The sequence below is a fragment of the Xanthomonas sp. NCPPB 1638 genome (assembly GCF_041475635.2).
GTDB lineage: Bacteria > Pseudomonadota > Gammaproteobacteria > Xanthomonadales > Xanthomonadaceae > Xanthomonas > Xanthomonas cucurbitae.
Genome location: NZ_CM192984.1, coordinates 352,999 through 370,692, shown reverse-complemented (window position 1 = coordinate 370,692; position 17,694 = coordinate 352,999). Strand labels below are relative to the sequence as shown.

12 protein-coding genes and 2 pseudogenes are annotated in these 17,694 nt (G+C 64.4%); 7 read left to right on the top strand and 7 right to left on the bottom strand.

From position 1 onward, the window contains the following. Window positions 1-143 precede the first annotated feature (143 nt). The 3 genes from ACCQ13_RS01450 to ACCQ13_RS01440 all read right to left on the bottom strand — a co-directional run bounded on the left by ACCQ13_RS01450 (window position 144) and on the right by ACCQ13_RS01440 (window position 1,745). The gene (locus ACCQ13_RS01450; protein ID WP_104602932.1) at window positions 144-671 is read right to left on the bottom strand and encodes an RES family NAD+ phosphorylase; all 528 of its coding nucleotides are present in this window, start codon (window positions 669-671) and stop codon (window positions 144-146) included. After that, the gene (locus tag ACCQ13_RS01445) at window positions 668-1,042 is read right to left on the bottom strand and encodes a hypothetical protein (RefSeq protein WP_055853635.1); all 375 of its coding nucleotides are present in this window, start codon (window positions 1,040-1,042) and stop codon (window positions 668-670) included. Before ACCQ13_RS01445 ends, ACCQ13_RS01450 begins: the two co-directional genes overlap by 4 nt. A gap of 85 nt (window positions 1,043-1,127) precedes the next feature. After that, window positions 1,128-1,745, bottom strand: coding sequence for a TetR/AcrR family transcriptional regulator (locus tag ACCQ13_RS01440; protein WP_104602931.1), 618 nt, complete (start codon window positions 1,743-1,745; stop codon window positions 1,128-1,130). A 128-nt stretch (window positions 1,746-1,873) separates the two neighbouring features. On the opposite strand from ACCQ13_RS01440, the gene ACCQ13_RS01435 reads away from it, so the two are divergent. The 6 genes and pseudogenes from ACCQ13_RS01435 to ACCQ13_RS01410 form a co-directional block, all read left to right on the top strand. Beyond that, window positions 1,874-3,037 (top strand): isovaleryl-CoA dehydrogenase, encoded by a 1,164-nt coding sequence (locus ACCQ13_RS01435; RefSeq protein ID WP_104602930.1) that lies wholly within the window; start codon window positions 1,874-1,876, stop codon window positions 3,035-3,037. Window positions 3,038-3,047: 10 nt separating this feature from the next. After that, window positions 3,048-4,658: a carboxyl transferase domain-containing protein gene (locus ACCQ13_RS01430; protein ID WP_159406498.1), complete on the top strand. Its 1,611-nt coding sequence runs from the start codon at window positions 3,048-3,050 to the stop codon at window positions 4,656-4,658. A 232-nt stretch (window positions 4,659-4,890) separates the two neighbouring features. Beyond that, window positions 4,891-6,918, top strand: a complete 2,028-nt coding sequence (locus ACCQ13_RS01425) for an acetyl/propionyl/methylcrotonyl-CoA carboxylase subunit alpha (RefSeq protein ID WP_159406497.1) — start codon at window positions 4,891-4,893, stop codon at window positions 6,916-6,918. Window positions 6,919-7,017: 99 nt separating this feature from the next. Then, window positions 7,018-8,133 (top strand): annotated as a pseudogene (locus ACCQ13_RS01420) (TolB family protein); the annotation flags it as partial. Between the two features lie 254 nt (window positions 8,134-8,387). After that, window positions 8,388-9,506 (top strand): ISL3 family transposase, encoded by a 1,119-nt coding sequence (locus ACCQ13_RS01415; RefSeq protein ID WP_159406496.1) that lies wholly within the window; start codon window positions 8,388-8,390, stop codon window positions 9,504-9,506. A 12-nt stretch (window positions 9,507-9,518) separates the two neighbouring features. Beyond that, a pseudogene (locus ACCQ13_RS01410) lies at window positions 9,519-10,496 on the top strand (alpha/beta hydrolase family protein); the annotation flags it as partial. A gap of 93 nt (window positions 10,497-10,589) precedes the next feature. Here the strand turns inward: ACCQ13_RS01410 and ACCQ13_RS01405 are convergent. Further along, complete coding sequence (locus ACCQ13_RS01405) at window positions 10,590-11,750, bottom strand: putative peptide maturation dehydrogenase (protein WP_104603000.1); 1,161 nt, start codon at window positions 11,748-11,750, stop codon at window positions 10,590-10,592. Window positions 11,751-11,907: 157 nt separating this feature from the next. Between ACCQ13_RS01405 and ACCQ13_RS01400 the strand changes: the two genes are divergently transcribed. After that, a complete protein-coding gene (locus ACCQ13_RS01400; RefSeq protein ID WP_104602926.1) occupies window positions 11,908-12,213 on the top strand; it encodes an NHLP-related RiPP peptide in 306 nt (101 codons plus the stop codon). Between the two features lie 46 nt (window positions 12,214-12,259). On the opposite strand, the gene ACCQ13_RS01395 is transcribed toward ACCQ13_RS01400, so the two are convergent. From ACCQ13_RS01395 to aceA, 3 genes are all read right to left on the bottom strand, one after another. Beyond that, a complete protein-coding gene (locus ACCQ13_RS01395; protein ID WP_104602925.1) occupies window positions 12,260-14,773 on the bottom strand; it encodes a putative peptide modification system cyclase in 2,514 nt (837 codons plus the stop codon). A 3-nt stretch (window positions 14,774-14,776) separates the two neighbouring features. Further along, on the bottom strand, window positions 14,777-15,835 hold the full coding sequence (locus tag ACCQ13_RS01390) for a GGDEF domain-containing protein (RefSeq protein ID WP_104602924.1): 1,059 nt from the start codon (window positions 15,833-15,835) through the stop codon (window positions 14,777-14,779). Window positions 15,836-16,254: 419 nt separating this feature from the next. After that, entirely contained in the window at window positions 16,255-17,550 is a 1,296-nt protein-coding gene (gene aceA / locus ACCQ13_RS01385; protein WP_159406495.1) for an isocitrate lyase, read from the bottom strand. Between the last annotated feature and the right edge of the window lie 144 nt (window positions 17,551-17,694).

Genomic DNA, 17,694 nt, shown 5'->3' with positions numbered 1-17,694 from the left:
ATAGGCCCCCGGTGTGCGGAAGGCTACGCCAGCCAATCCTCCAATAATCGGATTGCTGCGTGCTCGCTACAGCGCAGCCGCAGATGCCGCACGCGATCTTCGGCATGCACCTGCCGCTGCGGTGCAAGCGGTGCGCACCACGGCTACACCGTCGTCGGCGGATCGCCCCAGCTGCGGCCGTCGCGCGGCAGGCGGCCGTCGTCGAGCACGCGTAGCACCTGTTCGGGCTGCAGCATGTCCAGGAACAGCGCCACGTTGACGCCATCCGGCAGTGCCATGCTTGGGAAGAGTACCCCGGGAATCTGCGCCTCGCGCAGCAGGTCGCCGAGCACCCAGCTCACCGGTTCGACCTTGTTGACCAGGGCCTTGCGCCAGTCGTCTGTCCAGTCGGCCCACAGTGCGTCCCAACTGTCGTCGAGCAGGCGCAGGTCGGCCAGCGCCGGAAGCTGCGCGGCATAGCTGACCAGCGTCAACGGCGGCAGGAACGGCGCCGCCTGCGCATATTCGGCCGCGGCGGTCTCCAGTTGCAGCGACAGGTACAGCGCCGGCTGGCCGAAGCGATTGAAGCGCCCGCCCGAGCGTGCGGCACCGGCGCCACTCAACGGCTCGGCGGCCCAGCGCGGGGTGAAGGCGCGATACAGCGTGCAGTGCGCCGGGGCGCTCAGCTTCAACCAGCCGCTCCGGCGGCCACGGTACGCAGGTAGGTCAGCGCATCGTCGGTGCGGCCTTGTTTGACCACTTCCAGCAAGGTGGCGAATTCGAATGCGGGGATCGGGGTGTTCTTCAGATGGAAGACCAGCTGGCGTTCGTCCGGCTGGATCTGCGCCATGGCCACCAGCAACCGCGACAGATTGCGCAACAGGTCCTGCACGCGCGGGCTTTCCGGATGCACGCGCAGGCTGTTGCGGTGCACACCGGCCAACTCGGCCAGCTCCTGCTGCGACAGCTCCAGCAGGCCGGCCATGGCCGAGGGCGACAGGATCGTGCGGTCGGGCGCGCGCAACCGCTCGGTCAGGGACAGGGGATTGAGGACGGCAACCATGGAGGTGCTCGGATAGGAGTCGCGCACAGTATATGCACAGAAATGCGCATTCATCAAGCACAGTTGAAGTACGGTCAGCGCCGTGTCAGGCCCGCGCAGACGTCCCCACCGCGCGCAGGCAGAAGCCGCAGATCGCCTCCACCAGGTGTTCGCCCTGCTGCGGATCGCCACGGCTTGGCGCGATCGGCCCGACCAGGGCCTCGGTAAAGGCACCCACGAGGCAGGCCGCGGCGGCATCCAGCGACTGCTCGGGAAATTCTCCGGCGGCCACGCCTTCGGCCAGCAATTGCCGAAACACCTCGCCGAACAAGCGGCGGCCGCGAATGCGTTCGGCGTCCACCTCGCTTTCCACCGGCTCGGCGATGAAGGCATAGGCCAGCGCCGGGCCGGCCAGCGCGCGCCGCACGAAGGTGGCGATAGCCGTGCGCAGGCGCTCGCTCGGCGGTGCCGGGGTGTTGGCAACGGCACGCAGGATAGTCACCTCCCGCTGCACGGCAGCATGCAGAACTTCCACGAAAAGTTCTGCCTTGGAGGGGAAATGCCGGTAGATCTGCCCGGTTGAAACGCCAGCAGCGGCCGCGACCGCGGTGATCGGGGCATTGCGGTAGCCGCCCTCGGCGATCAGCACCCGCGCCGCCTGCAGGATGCGTTCGCGATTGCCGGCCAGGCGTTCTTCCATCAGGGCGGAGCGTCGATAAGCCATGGTGTGATTCTTGGTTCAATAGTTGAATTTTAGTTCACTTTTTTGTCTCGGACCGCTAGGCTGGTCATATCCGCCGCGCGGCCCGCCCGCCCCCACCCGGCACGTTCCGATCCTTGTGGAGTTGTTGCATGCATGTGCCGTCCTTGAATTTCGAGCTTGGTGAAGAGATCGACCTGCTGCGCGAAAGCGTGGCCGCCTTCGCCAGCCACCATATCGCCCCGCTCGCCGCCGCAGCCGATCACGACAACGTCTTCCCCGCACAGCTATGGCCACTGTTCGGCGAACAAGGCCTGCTTGGGCTGACCGTGGAAGAAGCATACGGCGGCACCGGCATGGGCTACCTGGCGCATGTGGTGGCGATGGAGGAGATCTCGCGCGCCGGCGGTGCGATCGGGCTGTCGTATGGCGCGCATTCCAACCTGTGCCTCAACCAGCTGCGCAAGAATGCCAGCCACGCACAGAAGCAGCGCTACCTGCCCAAGCTCTGCAGCGGCGAGCATGTGGGCGCACTGGCGATGAGCGAGGCCGGCTCGGGCTCGGATGTGGTGTCGATGAAGCTGCGCGCCGATGCGCGTGGCGATCGCTTCGTGCTCAACGGCAACAAGATGTGGATCACCAACGGCCCCGACGCCGATGTGCTGGTGGTGTACGCCAAGACCGACCCGGACGCCGGCGCACGCGGTATCACCGCCTTCATTGTCGAAAAGGGCATGCCGGGGTTTTCCACCGCACAGAAGCTGGACAAGCTGGGCATGCGCGGCTCCAATACCTGCGAGCTGGTGTTCACCGATTGCGAAGTGCCAGCCGAGAACGTGCTGGGCACGCTCAACGGCGGTGTGCGCGTACTGATGTCGGGGCTGGATTACGAACGCCTTGTGCTGGCTGGTGGCCCGCTGGGGCTGATGGCCGCGGCAATGGACGTGGTGCTGCCCTACGTGCACGAGCGCAAGCAGTTCGGCGAGCCGATCGGCAGCTTCCAGTTGATGCAGGCCAAGCTGGCCGACATGTACGTGGGCCTCAATGCCTGCCGTGCCTATGTGTATGCGGTGGCGCGCGCCTGCGATGCCGGGCGCACCACACGCCAGGACGCCGCCGGTGCGATCCTGTACGCCGCCGAGAAGGCCACCTGGCTGACCGGCCAGGCGATCCAGGTGCTGGGCGGCAACGGCTACATCAACGACTACCCCACCGGGCGCTTGTGGCGCGATGCCAAGTTGTACGAAATTGGCGCGGGCACCTCGGAGATCCGGCGCATGCTGATCGGCCGCGAACTGTTCGAACGCACTGCCTGACGGAGCCACCATGAGCGTCATCAACAGCCAGCTGCAGGTGAGCAGCGACAGTTTCCAGGCCAATGCCACGGCCATGCGCGTGGTGGTGCAGGACCTGCGCCGTACGCTGGCGCAGACCGCACTCGGCGGCAGCGACGCCGCGCGCGCAAAGCACAGCGCGCGTGGCAAGTTGCTGGTGCGCGAACGCATCGATGCGCTGCTGGACCCGGGCAGCGCCTTGCTGGAAATCGCACCGCTGGCCGCGCACGGCATGTACGACGACCAGGTGCCCTGCGCCGGTGTGGTGGCGGGCATCGGCCGCGTGTCGGGCGTGGAATGCGTGATCGTGGCCAACGATGCCACCGTCAAGGGCGGCACCTATTACCCGATGACGGTGAAGAAACACCTGCGTGCGCAGGAGATCGCGCAACAAAACCGGTTGCCGTGCATCTACCTGGTCGATTCCGGCGGCGCATTCCTGCCGCTGCAGGATGAAGTCTTCCCCGACCGCGATCATTTCGGGCGGATTTTCTACAACCAGGCCAACCTCTCGGCCAACGGCATCCCGCAGATCGCCTGCGTGATGGGTTCGTGCACCGCTGGCGGTGCGTACGTGCCGGCGATGAGCGATGAAACGGTAATCGTGCGCGAGCAGGGCACGATCTTTCTGGGCGGCCCGCCCCTGGTCAAGGCCGCCACCGGCGAGGAAGTCAGCGCCGAGGAGCTGGGCGGCGCCGACGTGCACACGCGTATCTCCGGGGTGGCCGACCACTTCGCCGACAACGATCTGCAAGCGCTGGCACGTGTGCGCACCATCATCGCCCAGCTCAACTGGCGCAAGCCCGCTGCCACGCTGGCGCTGCAGGCACCGCTACCGCCGCGACATGCGGCCGATGAAGTGTATGGAGTGATCCCCGCCGACACGCGCAAACCCTTCGACGTACGCGAGGTGATCGCCCGCATCGTCGACGACTCGCGTCTGGACGAATTCAAGCCATGCTACGGCAGCACCCTGGTCACCGGCTTTGCGCATCTGCACGGCTACCCGGTGGGCATCATCGCCAACAACGGCATCCTGTTTTCCGAGTCCGCGCTCAAGGGCGCGCACTTCATCGAACTGTGCACGCAGCGCGGGATTCCGCTGGTATTCCTGCAGAACATCACCGGCTTCATGGTGGGACGCAAATACGAACATGGCGGCATCGCCAAGGACGGCGCCAAGCTGGTGATGGCGGTGGCGTGTGCCGAGGTGCCCAAGTTCACCGTGGTGATCGGCGGCTCGTTCGGCGCGGGCAACTACGGCATGTGCGGACGTGCGTACTCACCCAACTTCCTGTGGATGTGGCCGAACGCACGCATCGGCGTGATGGGCGGTGAACAAGCCGCCAGCGTGCTGGCCACGGTGCGTCGCGACGGCATCGAGGCCAAGGGCGGCGCGTGGTCGGGCGAGGAAGAAGACGCCTTCAAGGCGCCGATCCGCGCACAGTTCGAACAGCAGGGCCATCCTTACTACGCCAGTGCAAGGCTGTGGGACGACGGCATCATCGACCCGGCCGATACCCGCCGCGTGTTGGGGCTGGGCCTTTCGGCCGCGTTGAATGCGCCGATCAAGCCCACGCGCTTTGGCGTGTTCCGGATGTGAGCAGGACGGTGCGCAGCCGGGCACGGCGCATGCAGGCGTGCACGCCTATCTGCACTGTGTACTTGCCTATGCCGCACCCGCGCAACCGTTCCGAACCAGTGTCGACACATGCGCTCACGCTGGATGCGTCTGGCAACAACGCCGTATCCATCACGCATGAACACCCGCTTTCAAGCGCACCATCCGATCGCACGACCACCGGCCACGCCGGCGCTGTGCAGAGACCGAACCAATGACCCAGCAGCCTTCCATCGCCACCCCGCGCCAGCCGCCGTTCGACAGGATCCTGATCGCCAATCGCGGTGAGATCGCCTGCCGGGTCATTGCCACCTGCCGCCGGCTGGGCATTGCCACCGTGGCGGTGTACTCCGATGCCGACCGCAACGCGCGGCATGTGCGTCTGGCCGATGAGGCCATCCATATTGGCGCCGCGCCGGCGCAACAGAGTTATCTGCGCAGCGAGACGATCCTGGAGGCCGCACGCGCCAGCGGTGCGCAGGCGATCCATCCCGGCTACGGGTTTCTTTCGGAAAACGCCGGCTTTGCCGAGGCCTGCGCCCAGGCAGGCATCGTCTTCATCGGCCCGCCGGCAACGGCGATCCGTGCGATGGGCGACAAGAGCGCAGCCAAGGCATTGATGCAACGTGCCGGCGTGCCGTTGACACCCGGCTATCACGGCGATGACCAGGCGCCGGATTTCCTGCGTGCCCAAGCCGATACGATCGGCTATCCGGTGCTCATCAAGGCCAGCGCCGGCGGCGGCGGCAAGGGCATGCGCCGGGTGGATGCCAGCGCCGACTTCGAGCCGGCGTTGGCCAGCTGCCAGCGCGAAGCGCAATCGGCGTTCGGCAATGCGCAGGTGCTGGTGGAAAAATACGTCGAGCGCCCGCGGCACATCGAGATCCAGGTGTTTGGCGATACGCGGGGCGAAGTGGTGTATCTGTTCGAACGCGATTGCTCGGTGCAGCGCCGGCATCAAAAGGTGTTGGAAGAAGCGCCCGCACCCGGCATGACGCAGGAACGCCGCGCCGCCATGGGCAAGGCGGCGGTGGATGCGGCGCGCGCGGTGGGCTATGTCGGTGCCGGCACGGTGGAGTTCATCGCCGGCCCGGAGGGCGATTTCTATTTCATGGAGATGAACACCCGCCTGCAGGTGGAGCACCCGGTGACCGAGCTGATTACCGGCACCGACCTGGTGGAGTGGCAGCTGCGCGTGGCCGCTGGCGAGCCGCTGCCACGCCGCCAACACGAATTGCAGATCAACGGACATGCACTGGAAGCACGGTTGTATGCCGAAGATGCCGACCGCGGCTTCCTGCCCTCCACCGGCACCTTGCGCCAGCTGCAGCTGCCGGCCACCGATGCGCATGTGCGCCTGGATGCCGGCGTCGAGCAGGGCGACACCATCAGCCCCTACTACGACCCGATGATTGCCAAGCTGATCGTCTGGGATGTGGATCGCCCCGCCGCGCTGGCACGCATGCGCGCGGCGCTGGCGCAGGTGCATGCGGTCGGTGTCACCACCAACGGCGCCTTCCTGGCGCGGCTCGTGGACACCGTCTCGTTCGCATCCGCCGATCTGGATACCGGCTTGATCGAACGCGAGCAGGCGGCACTGTTCCCGGCTGCGGTGACCCCCGAGCAGGCCTGGTGGTGTCTGGCCGCCGTGTTGATCGCCGCCGCGCTGCCCACGCCCGCAGCCGATCCAGCCGATCCGTTTTCGCCCTGGCAGGCCGTCGATGGCTGGCGGATTGGCACGCATGCAACGCAGCGCGTGCACCTGGAAGCGGCCGGCGAGCGCCGCGAGCTTGGCGTTCGCCGGCACGGCAACGACTGGCAGGTGACGCAGGCAGGCCACACCCACACGCTGCGCTACCACGCGCAGGGCCAGCACATGCGCGTGGAACTGGATGGCCGGCAGTGGCGCGTACAGGCGCTGCACGACGGCGCCACGCTGATCTTGATCGATGCCACGCGACGGGCGGTCTTCCATCACCACGATGTGCTCACCGAGGCGGATCAACCCGCGCATGATGCCGGCGGCCTGACGGCACCGATGCCCGGCCGCATCGTCTCACTGGTGGCTGCGGTCGACCAGCCAGTCACCCGCGGACAGGCGCTGGTGGTGCTGGAAGCGATGAAGATGGAGCACACCTTGCACGCGCCCAGCGACGGCACGGTCAAGCGTTACCTGGTCGCCGAAGGCGAACTGGTGGCCGATGGCGTCGCGTTGGTGGAATTCGTGTCCGCCTCTGCGTAGTACGGCAGGTGGGATGACCAACGGCACGTACGCAAAGGTGGCGACTGCCTCTAGCGTTGCGACGACGGCTGGCTTGGCCGTCTTCCCACCGGAGGCTTCATGCAACGCCTGCTCCTTGTGTCCAGCATGCTGCTGGCACTGTCTGCCTGCAACGACAAGACCGTACCCGCTGCGGAGAAGAATCCCTCCGTCGCACCGGCGGCCACCGCCGCTGCGGCACCACCGGAGCTGATTACCCGCGAGGCGCTGTTCGGCAATCCCGAGCGCGCCAACGTGAGCATCAGCCCGGACGGCAAGTACCTCAGCTGGGTGGCGCCACTGGATGGCGTGCTCAACGTCTGGGTGGCACCGGTGGATGCGCCGGACCAGGCGCGCGCCATCACCAAGGACACCGCGCGCGGCATCCGCGACTATTTTTGGAGTTACCACACCGGCACCTTGCTGTATCTGCGTGATAACGGCGGAGATGAAGATTTCCATCTGTTCGCGGTCGATCTTGCAGATGGCGTCAGCCGAGATCTCACGCCGTTCAAGAAGACCAAAGCCGAATTGTATCGAACCAGTGCCATGCATCCCGAGGCGATCATGGTCGGCATGAACGACCGCGATCAGAAATGGCACGATCTGTATCGTGTGGATCTGGCATCAGGAAAGCGTACCCTGGTTAGACGGAACACCGACAACCTGGAGTCTTACCTGCTCGATGCTGACTATCAGCTTCGCTATGCAACGCGCACCACCAAAGACGCGAGCAAGGAACTCCTGATTCCCGATCAACAGCGGTGGAAAAGTGTGGATGTGGTTCCATTTGAAGACGTCTCAAACACGTCCTTTGAAGGACTCACAGACGACGGAAAAACGCTTTACATGCTCGATTCGCGTGAACGCGACACGTCAGCGCTGTACGCGATCAACACCACAACTGATACGCGCACACTACTGTTCGAAAACCCTCGTGCCGACGTGGATACCACCTTGACGGATCCCGCTACCGGGGCGGTGCAGGCGGTGTCGACCAACTATCTGCGCGAAGAATGGAAGCCGCTGGACTCAGGCATCGCCAAGGACCTGCAGGCCCTCAAGACACTTGGTAGTGGCGATATAACCATTACCGCACGCACGCGGGATGATAGCATCTGGATCGTGTCATATTCCGCCGCAGAAACACCGCTGACCTATTACCGCTACGCGCGCGCCGATGGCGGTAAATTAACGGGCTCATCGCGGATTCGTGTGGGTGCCTTGAGGCCCCTGAATCTGCGTTGAGCCTTGGAAACAGGCCCTTTCCACCGTCCCAGAAGGTGGTACATCCTGTGCTGACTTCTTGACGCGGTGTTCTGCATGAAAACGGGCCGTCGGCTGAGTGAGTTGTTTTCCTTCCCTGGCTTCGCGGCGGAGTCCACGCTCAAGGGCGTGTTCGGCGCCCCGAAGGCGCGGATCGTGACCTTGCGGCGCCGAAAAAAACGGCCGTGTGTTCCAACTGTGGCCATCGGTGTCGCAGCCGCTACGACAAGCGCCTGTGCCGCGCCCGCGACTTGCGGGCGGCCGGCTGGATGCTGTTCGTGGAGTTTGAGCGCTGGCGGGTCGATTGCCCGGGGTGCGGCGGCGTGCACGTAGAGCGGCTGGACTGGCTGGCCAAGAATCCGCGCTACACCGAGCGATTCGCCCTGCATGTGGGCAATCTGTGCCGGAGCATGACGCACAAGGCCGTGGCTGAGCTGGAGCGCCTGCACGACAGCACGGTCAAGGAGCTGTCCAAGCTGTACATGGCCGAGCAGGTGCGCCGGGCGGGGACGCCGGCGCCGCGCGCCATCGGCATCGACGAGATCGCGATCCACAAGGGCCATGACTACCGCGTTGTGGTCAGCGATCTGGAGCGCGGCCGACCGATCTGGTTCGGCGGCAGTGGGCGCACCGAGGCGGACATCGACCAGTTCTTCGCCGAATTGGGCCCAAAACGTAGCGCCGGCATCGACGTGGCGGTGATGGACATGTGGCGGCCGTTTCGCAACTCGGTGGGCAAGAACGCGCCCAACGCCAGCATCGTGTTCGACAAATTCCACATCATGCGCCACCTGTCCGACGCGCTCGATCAGGTGCGGCGCGACGAGTACAAGCGCCTTCAAGGCCAGGATCGCAGTTACATCAAGGGCCAGCGTTACACCCTGCTGAGCAATCGCGAAAACCTTACCCTGGACGGTCGAAAGGCGCTCGCCAAGTTGCTGGCGGCCAACAAACGTCTGAACACGGCGTACCTGCTGAAAGAGTCCTTCGGGCAGCTGTGGAGCTACCGCACCGAGCGAGGTGCACGGGAGTTCTTCGAGCGCTGGAAGCAGAGTCTGCGCTGGCAGCGGCTTGTGCCCTACCAGACGTTCGTGGGGATGATCGAGCGGCACTGGGACGGCATCGCGGCGTACTGCAGGCCGGAGAACAAGGTCAGCCTCGGCCTGGTGGAAGGGCTCAACAACAAGATCCGGGTCATCCAGCGCAGCGCCTACGGCTATCGCGACGAGGAGTTCCTGAGGCTCAAGATCATCGCCAGCTTCCTGCCCGCGCTACCCGAAAATGCTCGATTGCACCCACAGTGATCCGCGAAGACCCAATTAACGAAATTGTTTTCAGCACGCCCAGCGATAGAAGCTAAGCCGCTCGCACCGATGTGGCCGCAGGAAATCGCATCGCGCGACGGCCTCACGCTCGTCAGTTACCTCACCCTGCCGACCACGGTCGATACAAACCATGACGGTCACGCCGATAAGCCGGCACCACTGGTGGTATTCGTACATGGCGGCCCATGGGGGCGCGATACGTACGGTTACAATGCATATCACCAATGGCTGGCCAACCGCGGGTATGCCGTGTTGGCGGTGAATTTTCGCGGTTCGTCGGGGCTGGGCAAAGCGTTCCTCAATGCCGGTGACGGGGAGTGGGCGGGCAAGATGCACGATGACCTGCTCGATGCCGTTCAATGGGCGGTCAAGCAAGGTGTCACCACGCCCGACAAGGTCGCCATCATGGGCGGTAGCTACGGCGGTTACGCCACCTTGGTCGGCTTGACCTTCACGCCCGACACTTTCAAATGCGGCGTTGACTTGGTCGGCCCGGTCAATCTCAACACCTTACTCGGCACCATCCCTCCTTATTGGGCGAGCATGTACCAACGGCTAATCAAGCGCATGGCCGACCCGGCCACCGAAGCCGGCAAGCAGTGGTTGACCGAACGCTCGCCGCTTTCGCATGTCGACAAGATCAGCAAGCCGCTGTTGATCGGCCAGGGTGCCAACGACCCACGCGTCAAGCAGGCCGAGAGCGACCAGATCGTCAATGCAATGAAAGCCAAGAACATCCCGGTGACCTATGTGCTGTTCCCCGACGAAGGCCACGGCTTTCGCCGCCCGGAAAACAGCAAGGCCTTCAATGCAGTGACCGAAGCCTTCCTTGGCCAGTGCCTGGGCGGCCGCGTGCAGCCGATCGGCACGGATCTGCAAGGCTCCAGCATCACCGTGCCGGAGGGTGCCGACAAGATCACCGGGCTGGGCGATGCCTTGAAGGCGCATACCCAGACGATCCGGCAGTAGCAACCACGCAATCCCCGGTCATCCGGGGCACAGCGGGAGCCGGCCCGGGTGGCCGGCTCTCGTTGCACGACGACGCACACCGCGTGCGATGCGTCACGACGCCTCGGTCCAGATTGCACCCGCAGGATCCAGCTCTGCGGTGACCATCGTTGCGGCGCGCCAGCCGAAGCCGCAGACAGCCAGAACACCTTGCGAGACCGGGTCCAGTCCAAGCGCCCGTTCAAGATGCTTTTCGTTCACTGCAGCCGTGATGAATGCCCCCAGGCCAAGGTCGGTCGCCGCAAGATAAAGTGTCTGCGAGAGATGGCCGGCTTCCAATGCCACCACACGGTACGCCTTGGCGTGTTGCCGGTATTTCCAGAACGTGCGGTCAAAACGCGCCACCAGGACCACCAGTGCGTGCGCCTCTGCAAACCAGTGCTGCTGCCCGACAGCCTGCATGACAAACGCGTCGGAGCACTCCAGGCCTGGAATGCGCTCCACGGCGTGCGCATCGGCACGATAGTGATACACGCCTGGTTCCAGCCCATCCACGTGCCTGACCAAGATGTATGCCTCGATGGGATGCAATCCGCCACCGGAGGGAACGCTCTTTTTCAGGAAGACCAGATCATCACCCACCTTCACCTGCGCGCGCGCCGCGAACACCCGCTGCACCAGGTGCGAGAAGGTGTGCAGCGGCACTGGCCGGTGTTGATCGAAGTTACGACAGGTGACACGTCGCCCCAGCAAATCATCAAAATCACCCGAGGCCACCGGCGGCAACCCGATGCATGCCTGCTGGTCATCGATCGCCCCAACCGCCGCTGGTGCGGGCCCCAGCACACGCCGCATTGCCAATGCGGTCTCGGTGCCGGAATCCCGGGTATTCTTGACCGCGTCCACATCGTCCCAGCGCGTGAATGCATGCAGCAATGCAGCCAGCGGATGCCAGTGCGCAGTCCGCAGGCATGCGTCGGCTTGCGCAAATCCGCACTCTGGTGCGTGTTCCTCCAACACCAGACCCTCGGCGACCAGGCTATCGAGCGTGTCACCGTCATACGGCGATCGGTCTGCCCAGTGCGTCGGACTGAGCTCACCCAACATCTTCTGCTGAGGTTCCGATACTGCTACCGGCTCATCCAGATGCGCCGCCAGCGCGAACCACTGCATCACATGGTCCAGCCCATTGCCTCCTTGCAGCAGGCTCTCCAGGGTATAGGAAACGGTTTCGCGTGGTTCCAGCACGACAATCGCACAACGCCTGACTCGCATCAGCTTCTCCAACGGCTTCATATGCAGCTTGCGCAGACCTTTCTGCCCCAGGGATAACGTCACCACGCAATCGAACTTGAGGTACTTGCAGAAGGGCGCTCAAGCCGACCCGCGCGTGGCCGTTATGTGATGCTCGACCCCACCGATAGCGCCAACGATGCCCACGCTGAAGCTTGATCCTGCCGTTGCAAGCAATCTGATCGACCGTTTGTCCACCGACGATGCCTTTCGCGCATTGTTCGTTTCGGACACCGTGCAGGCACTCACCGAGGTTGGACATGTCGCCGCGCCGGGCGACGACCTGGAAGCATTCGTATGCAACTGCGTGGCCAAGATCCAGCTGGCGGACAAGGAGGTCATTGCAAGTGCGCGCGAGCAGATCAACGCGATGCTGACTTCGGGAACCTCCCACATCGTCCCGCAACTGGATGCCGGTTATCGCGGCGACAGAACGCTCAAGTAGACGACTGGCCACGCGGACACGATAGACCTGCCGCAATGCCACAGCTTCACCCCTGCGCGTCTGTCACCCAGGATTCCTCGGCGGCTTTCAGATCCAGCAGGTTGAGCGGCTGCAGGCAGTATCCGCATTCGATCTCCGCGTAAGCCAATCCCCGACGCCGGCGGATCCAGTCGTGCTGGGTTCGTGCATCTGCAGCGCGTTGCGCCAGCCGTGCAGCACGCATGGCAGTGGCGCGCGTCTGGAATCGGGAGACCGAATCCAGATAAGGCGTCAGCACGCGCAATGCGTCCTCTGGCCGCTTCTGGACCAGCAGGATTTCCGCATCGACAACGGCGCCCAACTCAACGACCAGGCGGTTGGCAAAGACCAACCGCGATGCCTTGACGCGGTCGCGGATCTTCGCCGCACCCGCTGGATCCCCTGCGCGCGCCATGACCAGCGCGGCCGCCAGGGCGGTGGAGAGGTTGTCGATGGTGTCCACCGGCACGTCCATGCTCAGGTCCTGCAGCGCCAGATCGGCGCCTTTCTTCGCGATTTCCACGGCCCTGGCGTGCTGTCCGGACGCCAGCAGCGCGGTCGCCAACGGAACGTAGTAGTTGATGCGGTCGGTACCTCGCCGGATGCGTCCGGCCTCCAATCCGGCTTGCGCATAGGCAATTGCCGCCTGCGGATTCCCCTCGTCCAGAGCGAGCGTGGTCCGGGTGATATCGGCATGAAAGTTGGCCTTGTCGACCTGTGCAAGCGCAGCGCGTGCCTCGGGATAGTCACGCTGCGCAGCCGCGATGGCCGCTTGACGCAGCAACGCACCGTTCCACCCCAGGCCAACGGCTTTCTTCACCACCAGATCGGCCTGTTCGTAGCGACCGAGCGCGAGCAGGATGCGCCCGTACATATCCAGCGATATGCTGGACAGGTCGTACTTCTCCTGCACCGATGCACGCGCATACGGCAGCGCCTCGGTGAAGCGGTTGGCCACGAACAGATCCATCGCTGCATTCGCCTGGGCAGGACCGTAGTCCGGATACAGTTCGGCCATCTGCATCCAGGAGCTGGCCGCTGCCGCCGGATCCAGGAGCTGCACATTCCAGCTCTTGACATACAGGGCCTCGCGCGGAGGCAGCCGCGACTTGAACTGCGTGGCAACCTTCAAGGCCTTGATGGCATGCTTGTAATCGATGCTTGCGAAGTGGGCCCTCACTTGCCCAAGCCATGCCAGTGCAAAATGCGGGTCGATCTCCACGGCCTTCTGGAAGAAATCCAGGGCAGCGACATACTTGCCTTCCGCATAGCGCTGCTGTCCAAGCGCATACGCACGCAGCGCATCGAGACTGGATGTGGTGACCTCCGGCAGCGGCGCACTGTTGTGACGAATACTGTGGCGGTTCTCGCCGAGCTGAAGTCTCAAATCAGCGGTCACGCTATCGACAGCAGCAAGAATGGAGCGACTGGAGCCGAATGCGGTACTGACCGCTACGGTCTGCTGGGTCTTGGGATCGACGACCTCCACAACGAAACGCGTGCGGCCACCAACGTATCCCACGGAAGGAAGCAGGACCGCGCGTGCACCCGTGCGCAATGCGACATCGGAGGCATTGCGGCGATCCAGTGGATCCTTGGCGGGATTCTTGCGCATCAGCGTCAACAGCTTCGACGCCCTGTCTTCACCAAGCACGTTGACGTATCGCGATTGCTCCAGACTGATTCGAAAGGCCTGGTCGAGCGAGCCTTCCAGCATCACGTCGTCGGTCAGGTTACGCACCGTCCCGACCACCACCCAGTCGCGCTCTGCAAACGCGATCGCCGGCTGCGGGCGCGCAACCAGCCAGACTGCAACACCAATGCCAAGTAGCACGCCCAGCTCCGCCACCAGCGTGGCAGGCCGCCGCCACAGCGGGACGTCGCGCCAGGCCTTGGGGGAGTTCCTGGGCGTGCGTAGCGGGGTCAGGCCGACTTCACCGACTTCGTGGATCTCCATCGCCGTGGGCACGCCCTTGAATCGCCAGCGGCCGTGGGACTTCCACGCAATGCGTCCGGCGCGCGCGCCCAGTTCGCGTGCGGCGCGATGCGTGAGCGATTCGGCGACGGCCGAAATCAGGATCTGCCCCGGCCGCGCCATCGACATCAGGCGCGCAGCGGTGGGTTTGGCCAGGCCCTCCACCTCCAGCGGCTTGGCGCCGATGCTCACCGCTTCGTGGCTATTGCGCCAGGTCAGCACCTCGCCTACATGCAACCCCTGTCGCGCACGTAGTAGCTGCGCATGCGCCTGACCCATCACATTGAGACCATGGGCGTAATCCAGCGCAAAGCCCAGGCCATCGATCGGGCGATCGAACAACAGCAACAACCCATCGGAACGATCGATCAGGCGACCACGCCACTGCTGCTGCAGCTTGAGCACCAACCGGTCGTGTTCACGGAACAAGGTGGCGGCAGCGTTGTCGCCAATGCGTTCGACCAACGCGGTCGAATCGCACAGATCGGTCAGCAACAAGGTGCGTAGGCGTGGCGCCTGGATCGCTTCCGACGACGCATCCTTGCGTGCGTGGGTGCGGCGGCCCATCGCTCAGCGATGACCCGATGCCGCTGCGCTACCCGGCACCGGCGCATCGCGCATGGACAACATGTTGCCGCCCTGCCGCTTGGCCTCGTACAAGGCGCTGTCGGCCAGCGTGTACCAATCGTTCCAGGCCGCATCCGTATCGATCATGCACAGCCCGACGCTGACCGAGCAGCCCTGCTCGCCCAGGCCATTGCACAGGCGCGCTTCCACTGCCCGCACGATGCACTCGCCGATGTGCTGCACCAGCTCCGGCGCGCCTTGCGCCACCAGCACACAGAATTCGTCGCCACCCAGCCGGCAGGCAAGATCGCCGTCGGCGATGACCGACCGCAATGCATGCGCCACGTTCTGCAACGCCCGGTCGCCGGCCAGATGGCCGAACTGGTCGTTGATGCGCTTGAAACGGTCGCAGTCGATCAGGATCAGCCCCACGCCGGGCACCACGCCCGAGCGCCGACACTCCTGCAGATGCAGCGCTAGGCCACGCCGGTTGTGCAGGCCGGTCAGCTCATCGGTGCGGCTGAGCTCTTCGCTGTGGTTGAGCTGGTGCGAGGTGACATACAGGTTGTCCAGCGCCGCCTCCAGGTCGTGATTGCGGCGACGTAGCTGGCGAATCAGCAATTGCTCGTTGTTGACCACGCGCACGATGGAGCGGCGCAGAAAATGCGCCACCATCGACGGATCCTGGTCGACCAGGCGTTGGAAATCGTCATGGGTCAACTCGATCAGGCGGCTGTCGATCGAAGCGCTGGCACCGGCGCTGCGCGCATGATCGCCTATCAGCAGACCCAGCTCGCCGAAGAATTCGCCGGGCCCCAGATGCTTGAGCATCAGGTCTTCGCCGAAATCCAGATCGATCTGACCGCTGATGACGATGAACATCTGCGTGCCCACTACGCCGCGCTCGAACAACACCTGACCTGCGGCAACCTCGCGCGCCCGGCCAAAGCGCGCGAAGAACGCCAGTTCTCCAGCAGTCATGGACGCATGCAGCCCGTCGGGATGCGTTTTGGCAACGCTTCCCGTTGGCTCGACTGCGCCAGCGGTGTCATGGCATGTCATCCGGTATCCCCAGGCCAACCTGCAACGCTGGCCCATGGGCAAATCCTACCGTAGCCGTCTGTTCAGTACCAGATCACGGATCTTCTCAGCAGTAATAGAGACGAACTGTCGGGTCTCAAGGCGGGACGTGGTATTAGGCAATTGCGTGGACAGCGCAGTGCATTTGCGACAACGCGAATTATTCGTGTCCAGTGGCGCACCGCTGCACGAACACATGCGCGGTGTTGCCAAGCGCGCGGTATTGCCAACATCGTCGGCGAAGCAAACCCAGCGCTGGTGCCAGGCCATTGCAGAATGCAGCTGCGATGCCCGATGCTTCCATCTGGCATCGCAAGCGTCCTGATCGCACCTGCTCCAGCAGCGGCCGGTGGCAGCCGACAGACGCAACGCAACGACGGGATGCGCTCCTACGCCTTGGGCTAGGCCGCCTTGTCGCCGTGGAACTGCTCTTCTTCGGTAGAGCCGCGCAGTGCGGTGGTAGATGACTGTCCCTGTTGAATGGCTTGCGTCACCGCATCGAAGTAACCGGTGCCGACTTCGCGCTGGTGCTTGACCGCAGTGAAGCCCATTTCCGCCGCTTCGAATTCGGCCTGTTGCAGTTCGACGAATGCACTCATCTGGCGGCGCGCGTAGCCATGCGCCAACTGGAACATGCTGTGGTTCAGCGCATGGAAGCCGGCCAGGGTGATGAATTGGAACTTGTAACCGTAGCTGGCCAGCTCGGTCTGGAACTTGGCGATGGTGGCGTCGTCCAGGTTCTTCTTCCAGTTGAAGCTGGGCGAGCAGTTGTAGGCCAGCAACTTGCCCGGAAACTTGGCGTGGATGGCCTGCGCGAAGGCGCGCGCGAATTCCAGGTCCGGCTTGCCGGTTTCGCACCAGATCAGGTCCGCGTAGGTCGCATACGCCAAGCCGCGACTGATGGCCTGGTCCAGACCGTTGCGGGTCTTGAAGAAGCCTTCAACCGTGCGCTCGCCGGTGGTGAACGGGCGGTCGTTGGCATCCACGTCGCTGGTGATGAGGTCGGCCGCTTCGGCATCGGTGCGCGCGATCAGCACGGTCGGTACGCCCAGCACGTCGGCGGCCAGGCGCGCGGCGTTCAACTTCTCGATCGCCTCGCGGGTGGGCACCAGCACCTTGCCGCCCATGTGCCCGCATTTCTTGACCGAGGCCAACTGGTCTTCGAAGTGCACGCCGGCCGCACCGGCTTCGATCATCGCCTTCATCAGTTCGAAGGCGTTGAGCACGCCGCCGAAGCCGGCTTCGGCGTCGGCCACGATGGGCTGCAGGAAGTCGATGGTGTCGTTGCCCTCGGCATGGTGCAGCTGATCGGCACGCAGCAAGGTGTTGTTGATGCGCTTGACCACCGCCGGCACCGAGTCGGCCGGGTATAGCGATTGGTCCGGGTACATCTGCCCGGCCAGGTTGGCATCGGCGGCCACCTGCCAGCCGGACAGGTAGATCGCCTTCAGGCCGGCCTTGACCTGCTGCATGGCCTGGTTGCCGGTCAGCGCACCCAGCGCGTTGACAAATGGCGTGGCATGCAACGCGGTCCACAGCTTGTTGGCGCCCAGCCGCGCCAGTGAATGCTCCACATACACGGTGCCGCGCAGGCGCACCACGTCGGCGGCGGTGTAGTTGCGGGTGATGCCGGCCCAGCGTGGGTTGCTGGCCCAGTCTTGCTGCAGGTGGTCGGCGCTTTGCAGTGCAGTGCTCATCTTGCGTTCTCCTGGAGAGGGACGACGGATGGAACGAGGAAGGAACGGCGCGCACGCGATGCACGCGGCATGGCGCGGCCCTCCGTTGCGCAGGCACGCGCAACGGGCGGTGTGGAGCGTTGCGGCGAGCGCTGCAGCGCCAAG

Coding starts and splice junctions, on each gene's coding strand:
- ACCQ13_RS01395 (WP_104602925.1), bottom strand. CDS start 14,773: ATGGGCCGCCGCACCCACGCACGCAAGGATGCGTCGTCGGAAGCGATC.
- ACCQ13_RS01405 (WP_104603000.1), bottom strand. CDS start 11,750: ATGCGAGTCAGGCGTTGTGCGATTGTCGTGCTGGAACCACGCGAAACC.
- ACCQ13_RS01440 (WP_104602931.1), bottom strand. CDS start 1,745: ATGGCTTATCGACGCTCCGCCCTGATGGAAGAACGCCTGGCCGGCAAT.
- ACCQ13_RS01430 (WP_159406498.1), top strand. CDS start 3,048: ATGAGCGTCATCAACAGCCAGCTGCAGGTGAGCAGCGACAGTTTCCAG.
- ACCQ13_RS01400 (WP_104602926.1), top strand. CDS start 11,908: ATGCCCACGCTGAAGCTTGATCCTGCCGTTGCAAGCAATCTGATCGAC.
- ACCQ13_RS01425 (WP_159406497.1), top strand. CDS start 4,891: ATGACCCAGCAGCCTTCCATCGCCACCCCGCGCCAGCCGCCGTTCGAC.
- ACCQ13_RS01445 (WP_055853635.1), bottom strand. CDS start 1,042: ATGGTTGCCGTCCTCAATCCCCTGTCCCTGACCGAGCGGTTGCGCGCG.
- aceA (WP_159406495.1), bottom strand. CDS start 17,550: ATGAGCACTGCACTGCAAAGCGCCGACCACCTGCAGCAAGACTGGGCC.
- ACCQ13_RS01390 (WP_104602924.1), bottom strand. CDS start 15,835: ATGACATGCCATGACACCGCTGGCGCAGTCGAGCCAACGGGAAGCGTT.
- ACCQ13_RS01435 (WP_104602930.1), top strand. CDS start 1,874: ATGCATGTGCCGTCCTTGAATTTCGAGCTTGGTGAAGAGATCGACCTG.